Raw genomic sequence first — 16,370 nt, 5'->3', positions numbered from 1 at the left:
TCTGTTAGGAAAACAAGTATAGAGTGTGTTCTGGAGGTTTGTGGAAAAATATGATATGACATTGTTTACTTAAGACCTTACTTTCAAAGTTTGATTATTTTTGGATTTGTGTTGTTATCCTCGCTAAGATTGATAAAGTGTTCATATGGTGTTTGCTGCTTTGTCTTTTGGTTTTAGCATTACCATTGTTTGCTGTTAAATCTATGGTGTTATCTTAAGAATGAGTTTTTTGTTGAATTGTGTTTGTAAAATAACAACTAAACTAAATGTCAAACTAAAATTAAGGAGGATGCCATGAGGCGCTTCATTTCAACTCTTGGCGTTATTCTTTTCATTCTCAGCTTCACATTCTTCTTGTCAGGTTGCGCAGACAACCCAGTTGGAGTTTCAACTGGTAAGCCGAGAATTGTTAACAGAGATGGGCAAATTAATCTTTTGAAATGGAGCGATGAGTTTAAACAAGAAATTCTAGCGAAGAAAGGATTTGATGGTAAATGGGTATTCCCGTTTAAAGATGCGATAGTTGGTGGGAAGAAAACTTATAATAATTCCGTTTATATCCCTGCTGGTGCAGTTAGCAAACCAACTTATGTCACTGTTGAAGTTCTCGGTGGTGATTATGCAGCTGTTGAATTCAACCCAAGCATGACATTCAACAAGAATGTCACAATCACGCTCTCATATGCTGGAGTTGATCTTGGTGGCAGATCACCTTACGACTTAAAACCAGTTTGGTACAACCCTGAAACAGGGAACTGGGAATATGTCAATAGCCCAGTAACGGTTAACACCAGCAAACAAACTATTAGCTTCCAGACGAATCACTTCTCAAGATATGGATGGTCATGGTAATTTTTCTAAACATTTATAATGAAGGAGGCAAATGTTATGAAAAGAGTTAAATCAAGTTTTCTTGATAAAGTTATAGCCGTCGCCCGCAGATACTGCGGGGACGACTTCCTTAAAAAATTTAATCAAATAGTGAAAGAGCGCGAGGAAAACCTTGCCACCGATTTAAATCAAGCTAAAAGCAGGCTTGCGGTTGAGCCGGAGATTCAAGAAGAAATAATAAGTGAAATTAAGTTTGATACTTTGTTAAGTTTATCAGTTGAATATCTTGATCAGTTTAAGTTCATACAGATGTGCTTTGATATAGGTGATATTTGTTTGACATACGGAGAATTTGATAAAGCGGAAAACTGTTTTCTGCTTGTTATAAAAAGAGCTGGGAAAGGTCGTGAATTTGACGAGATAAGAGCAAAGGCATATGTCAAGATAGGTGAGGTTAAAACAAAGCAAAACGAATTAAATGATGCGGTTTCAGCATTAAAACAAGGTTTGAAAATTTATCAAAAGTTGAGAAATACCGATGGAATTGCTTTATGCGAGAATGGACTTGGAATTGCATTTTATGAGAGCGGTCGTTATGATTTTGGAACTGTATATTTCAACCAAGCACTCAAACGAGCTGAAAAGACAAAAAATGAAGAATTGATCGCGAGATTGCATATAAACCTCGGAATAATTGAGAGCATGCGCGGAAATTGGGACAAAGCTATTTCACACTTTCAACAGGCATTGCCACGACTTGAAAAAAGAGGCGATGCATTACGGCTTGCACAAACATATCATAACATCGGAATCACATTGATTCATAAAGGTGAATATGACGCTGCGGTAAAGGAATTTGATAAAAGTATTGAGCTTGCACAAAGGCTTGAGGATACCTATATGCTTGCACTTACCTATCTCGGAAAAGCAGAGGCTTATGTGAAAATCAAAGATCTACCATTAGCGACGGCATATGTCACACGATCGCTTGATATATTCTACAAACTTGGAGATAGGCAAAGCATTGCGGATGCTTATAGGATCTTAGGACTTATTCAGACTGAACACGGCAACCTTCAACTTGCGGAGAGCTACTTCAAGACGGCAATTGATCTAAATCTTGAATTTAAAAACTGGCTTAACCTTGGTGAAACTTATTATGAATTAAGTCAACTTTACAAAAAACAGGAACAAATTGATAAAGCCAAGCAGTCGTTGAATTCATCACTCAAATACTTTAAGAAAATTAAGGTTAAATCCTACATTGCGCGAATCCAAGCTGAATTGACAGAGCTAAAGGGATAAAATTAATTTAATCAAGCCCGGCGGTTTCAACCGCCGGCTTTATTTAAAATAAAGTTTGTTTAATCAAACAATGCTTGAAAATCTTGATATATTTGAAGAAGTAAGGAAAAAAATTACCGATGTTAAAAAAAGAATTGAAGAACTTGAGGGGGAAAAGCACAGGAACCTTGAGATCATTTTAAGTGTCGTCAAAGCGATAAATTCATCACTTATCCTTGAAGAAGTTTTAAAAATCGTTTTAGATAACCTAATTTCGCTTGCAAAAGCCGACAAAGGTTGTCTCTTCCTCGTAAACGGGGATGAAACCTTAAAATGTGAGCTCGCAAGAAACTCAAAAGGTGAAACAATTGATGAAGAAACGATTGCGTATAGCAAAAGTATAGTTCAAGATGTATACTCAAGCGGAGAACCGATAGTTATTGAGGACATTGTTAATTACGATGATTTCATGAAGAAAGAAAGCATTGTTGCCCTTAATCTTAAAACAATAATTTGTGTCCCTCTGAGAGTTGAAACGCAAAGAATAGGCGTTGTATATGTTGATAGCAATCGCGTCACAGAAATTAACAAAAGCGAGATACTTCAGCTTTTTGAAATACTCGCAGGTCATGCAGCGATCGCAATAAGGAACGCAAAATTATACGAAAAACTCTCAAAGGCATATGCTGACCTGCAATCAGCAAATGAAGCGATGATAAAGGCAGAAAGAATGGCAACGCGCGGGGCTCTCGCATCTGAAATTGGACATGAACTTTCAAATTATTTGACAATTATCTCAATCAATGCGAAGCTTATTTCAAGAGAAATATCTAAAATTTCCCAAGATGAAAGACTTAACAACTCCCTCTCTTCTCTGCTTTCTGGGATAAATAAAATGAAATACTTCATTCGCGGTCTTTTGGATAGTGCTGAAATGAAACCTAACAAACAACCATCCAATATAAACAATGTTATAAAAGAAACGATACAGTTCGTTCAACCATTGTCAAGATACTCAATTGCAAAATTCATAGAGGAACTTGATCCAGACATCCCAACAATTAACATTGATCCATTCCAATTTCAACAACTATTAATCAATCTTTATAAGAATGCAACCGACGCAAGGAAAGACGCAACTATAATAACAAGAACATACTTTGATAAAGAATTTAATAGGATTGAAATAAGAGTTGCAGACAACGGTCCAGGGATTCCGCCAGAAGTTCGTGAAAAGCTTTTCAACATCAATTTAACCACAAAACCAGGTGGACATGGCTACGGTTTGATGATATGTAAAAAGATAATTGAAAACCACAATGGAAAGATTGAAGTTATAAGTGAACCTGGTAATGGAACTGAATTTATTATTTCAATTCCCATTGAATGAATGTTTATAAACTTTGGCGCTCGGGGACATTGGGGAGCTAAGGCTCCCCTTTTTTATTTTATCCTAACAAGATTATAATTTGATATTTGAAAAACTTTTGCGTTCTTTACCATTTCAACGATTGAGTAATTGTGAGTTGCCATTATAACTGATGTTCCACGAAGGTTAATTTTCAATAACAAGTCAATTATACCCGCAGATGTATCAGGATCAAGGTTTCCAGTTGGTTCATCAGCAAGTATCAAGAATGGATCGTTGACTATCGCCCTTGCTATCGCAACTCTCTGTTGCTCTCCACCTGATAATTCCTCAGGTAAACTATTCTTTTTATGGCTCAAACCAACCTCAGCTAATGCTGTAAGAACTTTTTTGTTAATTTCTTTTTTCTTAGCGCCTGTTACATAAAGTGTGAATGCGACATTCTCAAAGACATTTCTATCTTCAAGAAGCTTGAAATCCTGAAAAACTATCCCGAGTTGTCTCCTTAAATAAGGTATTTGTTTTTTCTTTATCCTTTTTGAATCAAAACTTCCAACTATAACTTTACCCCGATTCGGGAAAATGTCCATATAAATTAACCTTAAAAATGTGCTCTTACCTGAACCAGTTGGACCGGTGATAAAAACAAAATCACCATCACCAATTTTTAGATTTAAATCCTTAAAAACAAGATTATCCCCAAACCAAACAGATACATTCTGAAGTTCAACCATCTCAATTTTCTCTTTTCTTTAAAACAAAATGAACCCTATCTGACCACTCACTTCCAGAGTTAAAAGAAAATCCGTTATAGCAACCAGCAATTTCAAAAATTTCATTTTCTCTGACGATGTTTTCAATCTCAGAAATCTTATAAATTCTTTGAACATGCTTTTCAAAATAAACTTTGCCATTTAACTCAATTTCAAACTCGTTTATGTGAATCCTTTCGTCTTTCAAATAATAACTTTTTCTCTTATACTTCACATCAAAACACCGACCACTCATGTTCATCAAAATTGCATTTTGAATTGAATTATATTCCGTTGAGATATCAAATATGAAAATTCCATCATCGTTTAGCAAATTCCCGGCGCTCGTTAGCAAACCTTTAAACTTGTCAAAATTGTTAAGGTAATTTACGCTATCATATAAACACAAAGCAACCTCGTATTTTTCATCAATTTTAAAATTTGACATGTCACCAACGAATAACTTTGTATCCGTGTCCTTGACTTTTTCCTTAGCTTTGTTTATCATCATTTTTGAAAAATCCATCCCGTCAATTATGAACCCATATTTTCTCAATAAGGCGAGCATTGTCCCAGTTCCGCATGCAAATTCAAAAATTCGTCTTGCGCCTGGACGAAATCTTTGAATTAATTTTATTATATACTTTGCCCACTTTTTATATGGGACATCCTTCATAACGCAATCGTAAATTTCGGCAAGTACTGTGTATGGTTCGGTTGATATCATTTTATTAAGATAAGTTCCTTTTGCGGTGTGCTTAAAAATTCAGCTCCTGTCTCAGTTATCAAAACATCTTCCTCAAGTCCAATCCTCAAATATCCATTTCTTTCTTTGCTGTAAAGATAAACCGATGGTTCAAGTGCAAAAACCTGCCCGGGCAATAGTTTATAAAAAGGTTTCTTACCATACCTATCTTTCCAATTGGGACCAAGAATAGGACCAATTTCATGCGTTGAATAACCTATGACATGTCCAGCGGAGTGTGGATATTCTTCGTATCCTGCTGAAACAATTATAGACCTTGCCACACTATCAACCTCAAAGCCAATTGCCCCCGGCTTCATTTTTTTAAATGCTTCTTCAATTGCTCTAACATTTGTTTCCCACATTTTTAAAATATAATCTGGGGGTTGCGTTTCATCTTCCTTTAAAACATAAGCAGTCCTTTGAATATCGGTATGATATCCACTTAAATTAATTCCAAAATCAATCGTTATTAAATCCCCACGCTGGATTACATAATCAGATGGTTCTGAATGACCTCTTGTTATTCCTGCATTAACACTGGGACAACTTTCTGGCTCCCATGACGGGCTAACTCCGTAATCACGCATCAATTTTTTTATATAGTTTGCAATATCTTTTTCGGTAGTTTTCCCAGGTTTTATAACATCAACGCTTAAAGCTTTTGAGATTATTTCCTCTGTTATTTTCACCGCCTCTTTCATAATTTCAATTTCCTCGGGGAGAAGCTGGCTTCTGTACGCGATCACGATATTCTCGGACGAAACAAACCTTTTTGAAAATTTCGGACCGAGCGTATTCTTTAAATACTCAAACATGCTAGCAGAAAGCCCATCCGCAATAGGCGAATCCTCCGAGATGTTAAGAGCGATTTTAGAAGGATTTTTTGCTTCTACAATTTTCTTCAAATGTGGTGCAAGCCCTTCCTTTTTGTAAGAAATTACTGTATCATAAATTCCTGATTTATGCAACGGATCAACATCGTAACTTGCACATATAGCGACCTTTTTTAGATAGTTTCCTTCATTAATAAAAATAAGCGCTGTTTTTGCAACTGCTTTATCAGCAGACAAATCCTTTGCAAGTGGATCCACAACATATTCACGAGTTAACACGATCCACATATCAATTCCTTCATTTTTCATCGCAGGTAAAACAAACTTATCAAGTTTAGATTTTTTAATCTCAAAAAATTTCTCCATCGGCATGCGTTTAATTTTTCTTGGTGCTTGGTATGGTGTTTCCCTAACGCATGAGCTTATGTTAAGAAGGAGTAGCATCAACACGGCGAAAATAAATTGCATTTTGCTGTCTCTATTTTATTCTAAATAATTTTTTGCCCCGATAATTTTGGAATTTCCAGACGCAAAAACACGATATTTTGATGTCTTTTTCATCAAATACTTTCAAAAACTTTGCTTATTCACAAATATACAAATCTTGATCGTTCAATTCTACCGAAATTTACTAAACTCCGAAATAACATCAAACTTGCAAAATTTATTCCCAAACCTTAAAAATGTTAATACACAAGCCTAAACAAATGGATCAAATCATTAATACTTTAAATTTCCCTCCTTCGCAAATTCCTCAATTAACTTTCGTTGCCTTTCGTTTATTTTATCAGGAATTTCAACTTTAACTGTGACATACATATCTCCCACCTTTCCATCTGTTTTAATCCCGAGCCCACGCAATCTAAATGTAGTTCCACTTTGAGTTCCCGGTGGGATAGTCAATTCAACTTTATTACCATGAATCGTTTTAATTCTCATTTTACTTCCCAAAATTGCTTGGGCAATGTTAATTGGAATTTCAACAAAGATGTCGTTTCCCTTGCGTTTGAAAAATTTATCATCTTGAACTTTTATATTCACCAAAAGATCTCCATTTTCCCCACCATTTATTCCAGGCTCACCTTCACCTCTGATTCTCAAAATAGTTCCAGTATCAACTCCTGGTGGAATTTTAACTTTAATTTTTCTTGCTGTTGAAATTTGCCCTGTTCCCCCACAATTATAGCAAATTTCGGAAATGATCTTACCTCTTCCATAACAGTTTTGACATGGTCTTGAAAAAGCAAACAATCCACGGATATCTGCAACAGTTCCTGTTCCTTTACAAACTTGACAAGTGCTTACTTTCGCCCCTGGTTTTGCACCTGTTCCTCTACAAACCTCACATACCTCTTTCCTTGGAACATCAATATATATCTCGCCACCTTGAATTGCTGTTGAAAAAGGTATCTCAACCGTAATGTTTATATCTTCTCCTCTAGCTGCTCCTCTTCTACTCCTTCTAAAGAATTCACCTCTATCAAAAAATTGATTTAAAAGATCCTCAATAAAGGAATTTCCAACACCGAACCAAAAACCTTCACCAGAACCAGTTTTAAAGTTAGCAAATAAATCCTCAAAGTTAAATCCGCCTGAAAATCCTTTATCTCCAAAGCCAGCACCAAATTTTCTAAGTTGATCATATTGTTTTCTTTTTTCGGGATCTGAAAGAACGCTATATGCTTCGTTGATTTCTTTAAATTTTTCCTCTGCTTGCTTATCACCCGGGTTTCTATCCGGGTGATACTTCATAGCGAGTTTTTTGTATGCCTGCTTTATCTCTTCAAGCGTTGCGTTTTCGTTTACACCAAGTATTTTATAGTAATCCTTCATCATTTTCACCACCTCCCATTTTATAAACAATAAGGCGAATCATTCCGAATTTTGATTCGGAACAATTCGCCTAAGATTTTTTGGCTTGATCTTGAACTTACCTTAACTATTCAACTACTTCGGCAACTTCCTCTTTTCTGATAGCGAGCTCAAGAACTTCGTCCATTTCTTTCACAAAGTAAAACTCCATCTCATTTCTAACTTGTTCAGGTATTTCTTCAACATCGCCTTTATTTTTCTCTGGCAATATAACTTTTTTAATTCCCGCTCTATGTGCAGCAAGAACTTTCTCCTTTATCCCACCAACTGGCAGAACAGCACCTCGCAATGTAATCTCTCCGGTCATCGCAACATCATTGCATACAATCTTCCCAGTAAGCAAAGAATAAAGAGCTGTTAATATAGTAACTCCGGCAGAAGGCCCATCTTTCGGAATAGCACCAGCTGGGACATGGATATGAATATCGTATTTATCTCTAAAATCTGGCTCAATGCCGAAATCTTCAGCCCTTGATGCGATATAGCTAAGAGCTATATGCGCCGATTCTTTCATTATGTCGCCAAGTTGTCCAGTAAGATGCAGTGAACCTTTTCCTTTCATTTTCGTTGCTTCAACGAACAAAATTTCTCCACCGACAGGTGTCCAAGCAAGTCCCATTGCTATGCCAGGTTTATTGATTCTCTCCGCAGCTTCATGATAATACTTAGGTTGTCCTAAATACTTTGGAATCATTTCTTCTGTTATCGTGGTTGGCTCGGTTTTGCCCATAGCAACTTCCTTTGCAACGCCACGACATACATCAGCAATTCTTCTTTCAAGATTTCTTACACCTGCTTCGCGAGTATATGAGTTAATTATTTTTCTAATTGCTGAATCTTCAAATTTTATCATATCCTCTATCAATCCGTGAGCTTTTATCTGCTTCGGGACGAGGAAGTATTTGGCTATGTTTAGTTTTTCTTCTTCTATATAGCTCGGTATTTCAATTATCTCCATTCTATCTCTCAAAGCAGGAGGAATTGGTTCAATCATATTCGCTGTTGCTATAAACATAACCTTTGAAAGATCAAAAGGAACTTCAATGTAATGATCACTAAAAGAATAATTTTGTTCAGGATCAAGCACTTCAAGCAAAGCTGCAGCTGGGTCGCCACGAAAATCCGCACCGATTTTATCAACTTCATCCAGCATGAAAACTGGATTATTTGAACCTGCTTTCCTTATCCCTTGAATTATTCGCCCTGGCAAAGCACCTATATAAGTTCTTCTATGTCCTCTTATTTCAGCTTCGTCGTGAACTCCACCGAGCGAGATTCTTACGAATTTTCTACCAAGCGCTTCAGCAATTGACCTACCCAACGATGTTTTACCAACTCCGGGTGGTCCAACAAAACAAAGTATCGGACCGCGCATATCGTTTTTCAATTTTCTAACAGCAAGATACTCTAAAATTCTTTTCTTAACTTTCTCAAGTCCATAATGATCTCTATCAAGTATCTCTTCTGCTTTCTTTATATCAAGATTATCCTCCGTTGAAATGCTCCAAGGAAGTTCAATCAACCAATCAAGATAGGTTCTTGCCACTGTATATTCAGCTGAGGATGGATGCATCCTTGACAATCTCTCAAGCTCTTTTAAGGCAACTTTGCGCGCTTCTTCGGGCATGTTTGCCTTCTCAATTTTATCTCTTAACTCTCTAATTTCTGCACCCTCTTCGTCCTCGCCAAGCTCTCTCTTTATTGCTTTCAACTGCTCCCTGAGGAAATATTCTCGCTGGTTCTTCGTTATTTCATCCTGGACCTCAGCTTGAATCTTGTTTCCAAGCTCAAGCCGTTGCGCGTGTCTGTTTAAAATAAAATGACATTTCTTCAATCTCTCTTTTACATTGATCTGTTCAAGTATTTCTTGCTTCTCCGCAACCGAAACATTCAAAATTGAACCAACGATATCAGGAAGAGCAGTTACATCATCAGTTCCGCTAACCATATTCGCTTGTTCAGGGGTTAAATCAGGTGAAAGATCCACTACCTTCTTAAACACATTTTTTATCGCAACTGCTATAGCTTCTGCTTCAATATCAATTTCACCTTCGTCATCAACTTGTTGAATTACTCCTCTCAAATATGGCTCCTGCTGTATAAATGATAAAATTTTAGCACGATGTAAGCCCTGAACAAATACGCTCTTTGAACCATCAGGAAGATTGTATACTTTTAGTATCTTTGCAACCGTCCCGAAATGATAAATATCATCCGGAGTTGGTTTCTCTATTTGAGGTTCCTTTTGAGCGACAATTAAAATAAGTTCACCTGTTTTATTTGCGTCTTCAATCAATTTTATAGTGCTTTCCCTCCCAACTGAAAGAGGCATAAATTGCTTTGGGAAGAAGACGGAGTTCCTGAGCGGTAAAATTGACATCGCTTCAGGAATATGAACATGTTTTTCCGGACTTGCGGTAAATTTGATTTCCTCTGCCATGACTTTCTATCTTTTAGTTTTGAAATTTTGAACTAACATAACCTCATAACAATATCCATCAAAACATCTTTATGCTTTGCCTCTTCATCAGCTATCTCACGAAGCAATTTCTTAATATCCTCGTTCTCTATTCTGTTGATTTGTGAAATGTAATCTTCATAAATTTCTTTATCAAATTCAAGGTCTGCGACAAGTTTCCTAAAACCTTTTTCGGTATGAATTGAAGCTATCTTAACATTATAAATTTTCGGAGATGGATTTACAGTTCCACCAAGTTCGGATATCTTCTGTTTTAACTTTTCTGCGTGTTTTCTTTCATCTTCGGCGATCTTTTTCAATTTCTCCCTTAAAAAATCAAAAGGTATCATCTCGGCATGTTCCTCCATCATCTTCGCAATCGCTATTTCCTTTGAATAATTCTCGTTTAAAATCCTTAAAAGTTCCTCTTTTTCAGAAAGATAGGGTAAAAATAAATTTTTCAAAATCTCAATGATGCCCTTTTTCCTTTCTCTTACTTCAATTTCCATTTGAGATACGAATTTTTGTTTTAAAATTTTGTTAGCCTTGAACTATCTTCTATATAAATTTAAAAAAAATCCCGCCAAAAACGGCGGGATTTGAGAGATTAACCAACCTTGATCTCAATCTCTTTTGCCTTCGCTTCTTCAACCTTCGGCAGCTTTATCGTCAGCACTCCATCTTTGAACTTCGCCTCAACCTTGTCAACTTTCACAGCGCTGGGTAAGGTGAAGCTTCTGCTGAAAGAACCATACACTCTTTCAATCCGATGGAAGTTTTCATTTTTTGTTTCTTTCTCTTGCTTCTTTTCACCACTAATTGTAAGCATATTTTCTTTTATTGTTATTTTGATGTCGTCTTTATTTACGCCTGGAATCTCAGCCCTAACAATATATTCGTCATCTGTTTCGGAAATATCCACTCTCGGACTCCACTTCATTACTCTAATTTCCTCTTCCTCCTCAAATCCACGGAAGAATCTGTCAAACATCTTGTTGATTTCTCTTTGAAGGTCAAATATCTCTGTTGCCAAATCCCTTATTGGACTCCACTTCATGAGTGCCATAGTTCTTCACCTCCTTTTCGTTTTAATTTATTTAAATCACCAAGTGGAGTAGTTTAATTAATTTGAATTTCTTTTGCTTTTACTTCGTCTCTCTTTGGAAGCGTTATCTTCAAAACTCCATCTTTGTATTCAGCATTAACTTTATCCACATCAATTGGATATGGTAATCTTATGCTTCTCATAAACTCACCGAATTCTCTTTCATTGATCAAGCAATTTGCTTTCTCTGGCATCGCAGGTTCCTTTCTCGTACCTGATATAGTCAAAACATCATTCTGAATTTTAACCTTAACATCTTCCTTGCTTACGCCAGGAATTTCAGCATATATAACGAGTTCTTCATTAGTGTCAATGACATCTATGAGTGGGTATCCATTTATTCTTAGATTAATGTCTTTGAAGAAATCATTAAAGAGTCTGTTCATTTCTTTTTCAAGCATTTGAATTTCTTTGAATGGTGAATATCTAATCAACATAGCTCATCACCTCCTTGCTTTTGTTTTTATTTTTGTAGTTTCACTTAAATTCCATCGCAAAGCTCGTGCCAAACAAACAAATTGAAATTCAATTTGAATTATATTATTTTCGGCGGTCAAATTGACAACATAGTTTTGAAATTTTGCCATGAGAATGCCAAAGTGGCATTTTAATGTGAAATTTTAATCATAGTAGTGAAATTGTGAATTCAGAATTTTATTTTTATATTTCTCACACGAAAAAGAAAAAGCATCGTCACATTATGAAGCCAAATGTTAAGAGACTAATTATAATTGCAGTTGCGCTAATAATTTTAGTTCTCGCAATGGATAAAGTTGTAATGCCATTTTATACTAATTCTGTTAAATCAATTGAAATGCCGAATCTAACCGGTAAAAAATTGGAAGATGCAAAAAGAATCATTGAAACTTTAAATCTAAAACTTGAAAATGTAACAGAACGCCATGATGCGAGATTTCCAGCTGGATATGTGATAATACAAAGCCCAAGACCGGGAATGAAAATAAAAGAAGGGCGAAGGGTTTATCTTGTTGTCAGCTCCGGAGAGTCCAAAGTTGAAGTGCCTTCCCTAATAGGCAAATCTGTGCGTGATGCGAAATTAACACTTGAAAAATTTGGATTGCGACTTGGCGATGTTCAATATGATTTTTCAGAGGATTTTCCAGAAGGATCTATATTTTCACAATCTATTCCTGAAAAAACAAAGGTTTCCCCAGGAACTCTTGTATCAGTGACTGTAAGCTTGGGAAGTGCTGAAGGTAAAACTCAAGTTCCGAATTTAGTTGGGCTTCCGCTATCAAAAGTTGAGCAAGTTTTGAGCGAAAACGGCCTGCGATTAGGAAAGGTTATTTATGAGCCGAGCGTAACTGTTTTACCTAACACTGTGATTGAACAATTTCCAAGACCTGGTTTTTTCGTTGCAAGAGGTTCAGCAGTTGATATTTTTGTAGCAAAAGAACTTTCGGAAATACAAAAACAAAATTATTGAAAACAAAATGTTTAAACTTGCTCCCTCTCTACTTTCTGCTGATTTCTCCGACTTAAAAAATGAAATAAAAAAAGCCGAGGAAGGTGGTGCGGATCTTTTTCATCTTGATGTTATGGATGGTCATTTTGTTCCAAACTTAACATTTGGACCGATGATAGTCAAAGCAATACGAAAATTAACGAAACTTCCCCTTGATTCACATCTTATGATTTCAAATCCAGATATGTATATAGATGAATTTAGAAAAGCAGGTTCAGATATAATTACAGTTCATCTTGAGACATGCCCCCATTTGCACAGAACAATAGCTAAAATAAAACAAAGTGGCGCCAAAGCTGGCGTCGCAATAAACCCTGCAACTCCAGTCCATTTAGTTGAAGAAATTATTGATTATATTGACATACTTTTGATAATGTCTGTCAATCCCGGGTTTGGAGGACAAGAATTTATTGAAACTTCTTTGAGGAAAATTGTGCAAGCGAAAAAACTAATTATGGAAAGAAACCTTGATGTTGAAATTGAGGTTGACGGTGGAATTGACATTGATAATGTTGAACTTTTACTTGAGGCCGGTGCTGATATTATAGTTGCTGGCAGTGCAATTTTCAAATCGGAAAATATCACCGAAAAAGTGAAGAAGTTCAAAAACATATTTCTTGATTATGAATTCAAAAATAAAACAAGGTTAGTATGAAAAAAATAGTTTTGCGAAATGTTAACGCTGTTACTCCATTCAGGATAATTGAAAAAGCAGGGATAATAATAGAAGGCAAAAAAATAGCAGAGATAGGAAAACTTGAAGATTTAAACATTGAACCTGATGAAGAATACGAATTCTTTGACTTTGACGGAATGTATGTGGTTCCTGGGTTCGTTGACCTACATGTTCACGGTGGGCTTGGTTATGGATTTGAAGATGAAGATGATGAAGCGCTTTACACAATAAGCGAATTTTTCTTTCAACACGGGACCACTGGACTTTTGGCAACGCTCTATCCAAAACCTGAGAAAGAATTCATTCGTGAACTGAGACGATTGGCTGATTTCATAGAACAAAACAACTCAAATATCTGGGGAATACATCTTGAAGGTCCGTTTTTAAATCCTGAAGAACGCGGTGCAATGAACCCAGATTACCTTCTTAAACCTTCCCTTGATGCATGGTATACACTGCGAGATGCTGGAAGAGGATTTATAAAAATTATGACAATTGCCCCTGAACTTCCCGGTGCTTACGAGGTTATGCGCGAAGCAGCTCTTGACGGAGTCATACTGTCAATTGGACATTCAGTTGCCGACATAGATGAAATTCAAATGGCTATACACAATGGAGCTGCCCATGTAACTCATATGTTCAATGCGATGAAACCGTTTCATCACCGTGACCCTGGAGTGATAACTGGCTCATTACTCTTTGATGAACTTAAAATAGAGCTAATCGCCGATGGAATTCATGTGCATCCAATGGTGATGAAACTTTTATACAAAATAAAAGGCTCCGGAGGTATAATACTCATAACCGATGCGATGAAGATGTGTGGTCTACCCGATGGGGAATATGAATTTGCAAACCAAAAAGTTATAATGCGTGATAAAAAGATTTTTCTTGAGGATGGGACACTTGCCGGAAGCACACTGACAATGGAGCAAGCCGTGAAAGTGATGGTAGAGTTAGTTGATGTGCCACTTACAGCAGCTGTGAGAATGGCTTCACTAAACCCAGCGCGCGTCTTAGGAAAAGAACATCGCAAAGGAATCCTCGCAACTGGTAAAGATGCAGATATAGTGGTGCTTGATAAAAACTTTAATGTCCATATGACAATTTATGAAGGCGAAATAAAATACAAGAAAGATTGAAAAATGTTATCTTTGCTCGGCTCTATTAAGAACATTGCCTCCTTACTTTTGCTCTTCTCACTTTTTAATCTTCAACCGAAAACGAACAAATATGTTTCTTCCTATTTTAAACTTGAAAAATTCAACCCAGATGAGTTTATACTTTTAATTACCTTGAAACCAAAGGATGGAATTCAAATAAATGCGGAGCCGAAACCTGAAATTAAAATTAATGAAGCATTCGCAGAAGTTTTAAGCATAAAATTTGACAAAACAAGGGATAACTACATTGATACAAGAAAGCCGATAATCGTAAGGTTAAAGCTCAAAACACAGGAAATAAAATCATTAAGTGGGAAGTTCATCTATTTGTTTTGCTCCGCTACTGAAGGTTGGTGCTCAAGATATGTGGAAAACTTTGAACTTAAACCTTAACTATCTTCTTAAAATTAGCCTTGCTGAATACTCTGACAAAGTTGTATCAACGCGAACAATCTTATCAGCGTCAGCGATAAAGATCAAACCAGATTTTAAGTCAATAGATCGCGGCAACTTCAAACCACCGAGATTTTCAGCTCTAAATACCCTTTCAACTTTATCATTTACTAATTTAGCAACTCCCTTAAGACCGATATCAGCAACGAAGAAGCAGTTCAATGTGGAATCGTACTTTATATCAACTGGTTTTATCAAAACATCTTTTATCTTTCTCGTGAACCTTATCGTATCTCTTTTTGAATAAACTGAAATCTGACCAAGCTCGGGATCGGCACAATAAAGATTGTATTTATCAGCCGCAACAGCAGTCGGAAATTTTAAATTCGCTGGATCAGCGAAGGAAGCAACAATCTTAAAACTGCGATCAAAAATTTTAATCGCGCCATCGTCAATAACATAAAATTTTTCTCCATCATTTGAAATATAAGTCGGATATTTCACCATAAACTGCGCCACATTAACAGTTTTATCGGGATAGACAACTATTATCCTGCCAGCATCGCAGACATAAAGCCCCTCGTTATAGTGCATCACTCCACCAGCCCATCTCAAATAAGTAAATCTGTTTAAAACATTACCAATTGTATCAAGCACTTGGACATGCGAGTAAATATCGCTTGAAATTGCAAATTTTGACGAATCAATCAATGCGATTGAATTTACATGGTCAATTATTAACGCTTCTTTTTCTTTGCGTAATTCTTCAATTCGCTTGTATTTTTCTCTGGATGAGATAATAAAATAGTCTATTTCTACATCCCCAAGCTTTGTGCTTAGGATAATAAAACCAGAGTTAAAGTATAATTCTCCATCAAAGACCTTTTTATCGTTGAAATAAACAGAATATCTTTCTGGTGTGACCTCAACCGCGAGCGTTTTCCATCTGTTTTTAACTTGTGGCAAGGAAGCAAATTTTACAATCTTCTCCTCGCCAGATGCTTCAACCACGCCAGTATAAATTGCGTTGTTAAAAAACTTAACATAATTTCCAACTCTTATTGAGTAAATATCATATATATTAAACAAAAGCGAAATCTCGCTTCCTGAAAAACTAAATTTGACTGTGTATCTTGACTTTGGGGGGATTGGTAAATTTAGCGCGACAAGCGATGGTTTATCCGTTGCTCGTAGTTTAAGCTTTCCATCTGCAAGTTCTATACTTCCAGAGATCGGCGTCCACAAATTGCGAATTTTTGAAGAATTAAACTCATCCGAAAACCATATATTCTGCGAAGCCCCATAATAATTCAAAATCAAAAGGAACAAGACAAACAAGGCAAATTTCTTTAACATCATCTTTACAAATTTAATTTTTAAATCCAAAGATAAAATCGCAA

General features: G+C 36.2%; 16 protein-coding genes. 7 read left to right on the top strand and 9 right to left on the bottom strand.

The window, feature by feature from the left end; genetic code table 11:
* Positions 1–294 precede the first annotated feature (294 nt).
* The 3 genes from NZ923_03860 (at position 295) to NZ923_03850 (ending at position 3,505) form a co-directional block, all read left to right on the top strand.
* Positions 295–852, top strand: coding sequence for a hypothetical protein (locus NZ923_03860; GenBank protein ID MCS7229157.1), 558 nt, complete (start codon positions 295–297; stop codon positions 850–852).
* 36 nt (positions 853–888) lie between these two features.
* Positions 889–2,136: a tetratricopeptide repeat protein gene (locus tag NZ923_03855; GenBank protein MCS7229156.1), complete on the top strand. Its 1,248-nt coding sequence runs from the start codon at positions 889–891 to the stop codon at positions 2,134–2,136.
* A gap of 70 nt (positions 2,137–2,206) precedes the next feature.
* Positions 2,207–3,505 carry an ATP-binding protein gene (locus NZ923_03850; GenBank protein MCS7229155.1) on the top strand — a complete coding sequence of 433 codons (1,299 nt, stop codon included), beginning with the start codon at positions 2,207–2,209 and terminating at the stop codon, positions 3,503–3,505.
* A 53-nt stretch (positions 3,506–3,558) separates the two neighbouring features.
* On the opposite strand, the gene ftsE is transcribed toward NZ923_03850, so the two are convergent.
* The 8 genes from ftsE to NZ923_03810 form a co-directional block, all read right to left on the bottom strand.
* Positions 3,559–4,218 carry a cell division ATP-binding protein FtsE gene (gene ftsE, locus NZ923_03845; protein ID MCS7229154.1) on the bottom strand — a complete coding sequence of 220 codons (660 nt, stop codon included), beginning with the start codon at positions 4,216–4,218 and terminating at the stop codon, positions 3,559–3,561.
* A gap of 1 nt (position 4,219) precedes the next feature.
* Positions 4,220–4,963, bottom strand: coding sequence for a methyltransferase domain-containing protein (locus tag NZ923_03840; GenBank protein ID MCS7229153.1), 744 nt, complete (start codon positions 4,961–4,963; stop codon positions 4,220–4,222).
* Entirely contained in the window at positions 4,960–6,261 is a 1,302-nt protein-coding gene (locus NZ923_03835; protein ID MCS7229152.1) for a Xaa-Pro peptidase family protein, read from the bottom strand. The genes NZ923_03840 and NZ923_03835 overlap by 4 nt, the downstream gene beginning before the upstream one ends.
* Before the next feature lie 276 nt (positions 6,262–6,537).
* The gene (dnaJ, locus tag NZ923_03830; protein MCS7229151.1) at positions 6,538–7,653 is read right to left on the bottom strand and encodes a molecular chaperone DnaJ; all 1,116 of its coding nucleotides are present in this window, start codon (positions 7,651–7,653) and stop codon (positions 6,538–6,540) included.
* A gap of 103 nt (positions 7,654–7,756) precedes the next feature.
* Positions 7,757–10,129 carry an endopeptidase La gene (gene lon, locus NZ923_03825; GenBank protein ID MCS7229150.1) on the bottom strand — a complete coding sequence of 791 codons (2,373 nt, stop codon included), beginning with the start codon at positions 10,127–10,129 and terminating at the stop codon, positions 7,757–7,759.
* 32 nt (positions 10,130–10,161) lie between these two features.
* Positions 10,162–10,656, bottom strand: coding sequence for a ferritin-like domain-containing protein (locus NZ923_03820; protein MCS7229149.1), 495 nt, complete (start codon positions 10,654–10,656; stop codon positions 10,162–10,164).
* 98 nt (positions 10,657–10,754) lie between these two features.
* Positions 10,755–11,213 carry an Hsp20/alpha crystallin family protein gene (locus NZ923_03815; protein ID MCS7229148.1) on the bottom strand — a complete coding sequence of 153 codons (459 nt, stop codon included), beginning with the start codon at positions 11,211–11,213 and terminating at the stop codon, positions 10,755–10,757.
* Between the two features lie 53 nt (positions 11,214–11,266).
* Positions 11,267–11,689, bottom strand: coding sequence for an Hsp20/alpha crystallin family protein (locus NZ923_03810; protein ID MCS7229147.1), 423 nt, complete (start codon positions 11,687–11,689; stop codon positions 11,267–11,269).
* Positions 11,690–11,952: 263 nt separating this feature from the next.
* On the opposite strand from NZ923_03810, the gene NZ923_03805 reads away from it, so the two are divergent.
* Genes NZ923_03805 through NZ923_03790 form a run of 4 tightly spaced genes read left to right on the top strand, consistent with a single transcriptional unit; the run spans position 11,953 to position 14,970 of the window.
* Positions 11,953–12,699 carry a PASTA domain-containing protein gene (locus NZ923_03805; protein MCS7229146.1) on the top strand — a complete coding sequence of 249 codons (747 nt, stop codon included), beginning with the start codon at positions 11,953–11,955 and terminating at the stop codon, positions 12,697–12,699.
* Positions 12,700–12,706: 7 nt separating this feature from the next.
* Entirely contained in the window at positions 12,707–13,393 is a 687-nt protein-coding gene (gene rpe, locus NZ923_03800; GenBank protein MCS7229145.1) for a ribulose-phosphate 3-epimerase, read from the top strand.
* A complete protein-coding gene (gene nagA / locus NZ923_03795; protein MCS7229144.1) occupies positions 13,390–14,556 on the top strand; it encodes an N-acetylglucosamine-6-phosphate deacetylase in 1,167 nt (388 codons plus the stop codon). Before rpe ends, nagA begins: the two co-directional genes overlap by 4 nt.
* 3 nt (positions 14,557–14,559) lie before the next feature.
* Positions 14,560–14,970 carry a hypothetical protein gene (locus NZ923_03790; GenBank protein ID MCS7229143.1) on the top strand — a complete coding sequence of 137 codons (411 nt, stop codon included), beginning with the start codon at positions 14,560–14,562 and terminating at the stop codon, positions 14,968–14,970.
* Here the strand turns inward: NZ923_03790 and NZ923_03785 are convergent, their stop codons facing one another.
* Positions 14,971–16,329 carry a hypothetical protein gene (locus NZ923_03785; GenBank protein ID MCS7229142.1) on the bottom strand — a complete coding sequence of 453 codons (1,359 nt, stop codon included), beginning with the start codon at positions 16,327–16,329 and terminating at the stop codon, positions 14,971–14,973. It lies immediately after the preceding gene.
* Positions 16,330–16,370: the final 41 nt, after the last annotated feature.

The organism is Candidatus Kryptonium sp. (assembly GCA_025060635.1).
GTDB lineage: Bacteria > Bacteroidota > Ignavibacteria > Kryptoniales > Kryptoniaceae > Kryptonium.
The sequence above is the reverse complement of the archived record's forward strand: the minus strand, read 5'-3'. Positions and strand labels throughout refer to the sequence as shown.

What these genes read in the sequence shown, in the direction of transcription:
- NZ923_03860 (MCS7229157.1), top strand. Translation starts at nt 295, where the DNA reads ATGAGGCGCTTCATTTCAACTCTTGGCGTTATTCTTTTCATTCTCAGC.
- NZ923_03855 (MCS7229156.1), top strand. Translation starts at nt 889, where the DNA reads ATGAAAAGAGTTAAATCAAGTTTTCTTGATAAAGTTATAGCCGTCGCC.
- NZ923_03850 (MCS7229155.1), top strand. Translation starts at nt 2,207, where the DNA reads ATGCTTGAAAATCTTGATATATTTGAAGAAGTAAGGAAAAAAATTACC.
- ftsE (MCS7229154.1), bottom strand. Translation starts at nt 4,218, where the DNA reads ATGGTTGAACTTCAGAATGTATCTGTTTGGTTTGGGGATAATCTTGTT.
- NZ923_03840 (MCS7229153.1), bottom strand. Translation starts at nt 4,963, where the DNA reads ATGATATCAACCGAACCATACACAGTACTTGCCGAAATTTACGATTGC.
- NZ923_03835 (MCS7229152.1), bottom strand. Translation starts at nt 6,261, where the DNA reads ATGCTACTCCTTCTTAACATAAGCTCATGCGTTAGGGAAACACCATAC.
- dnaJ (MCS7229151.1), bottom strand. Translation starts at nt 7,653, where the DNA reads ATGATGAAGGATTACTATAAAATACTTGGTGTAAACGAAAACGCAACG.
- lon (MCS7229150.1), bottom strand. Translation starts at nt 10,129, where the DNA reads ATGGCAGAGGAAATCAAATTTACCGCAAGTCCGGAAAAACATGTTCAT.
- NZ923_03820 (MCS7229149.1), bottom strand. Translation starts at nt 10,656, where the DNA reads ATGGAAATTGAAGTAAGAGAAAGGAAAAAGGGCATCATTGAGATTTTG.
- NZ923_03815 (MCS7229148.1), bottom strand. Translation starts at nt 11,213, where the DNA reads ATGGCACTCATGAAGTGGAGTCCAATAAGGGATTTGGCAACAGAGATA.
- NZ923_03810 (MCS7229147.1), bottom strand. Translation starts at nt 11,689, where the DNA reads ATGTTGATTAGATATTCACCATTCAAAGAAATTCAAATGCTTGAAAAA.
- NZ923_03805 (MCS7229146.1), top strand. Translation starts at nt 11,953, where the DNA reads ATGAAGCCAAATGTTAAGAGACTAATTATAATTGCAGTTGCGCTAATA.
- rpe (MCS7229145.1), top strand. Translation starts at nt 12,707, where the DNA reads ATGTTTAAACTTGCTCCCTCTCTACTTTCTGCTGATTTCTCCGACTTA.
- nagA (MCS7229144.1), top strand. Translation starts at nt 13,390, where the DNA reads ATGAAAAAAATAGTTTTGCGAAATGTTAACGCTGTTACTCCATTCAGG.
- NZ923_03790 (MCS7229143.1), top strand. Translation starts at nt 14,560, where the DNA reads ATGTTATCTTTGCTCGGCTCTATTAAGAACATTGCCTCCTTACTTTTG.
- NZ923_03785 (MCS7229142.1), bottom strand. Translation starts at nt 16,329, where the DNA reads ATGATGTTAAAGAAATTTGCCTTGTTTGTCTTGTTCCTTTTGATTTTG.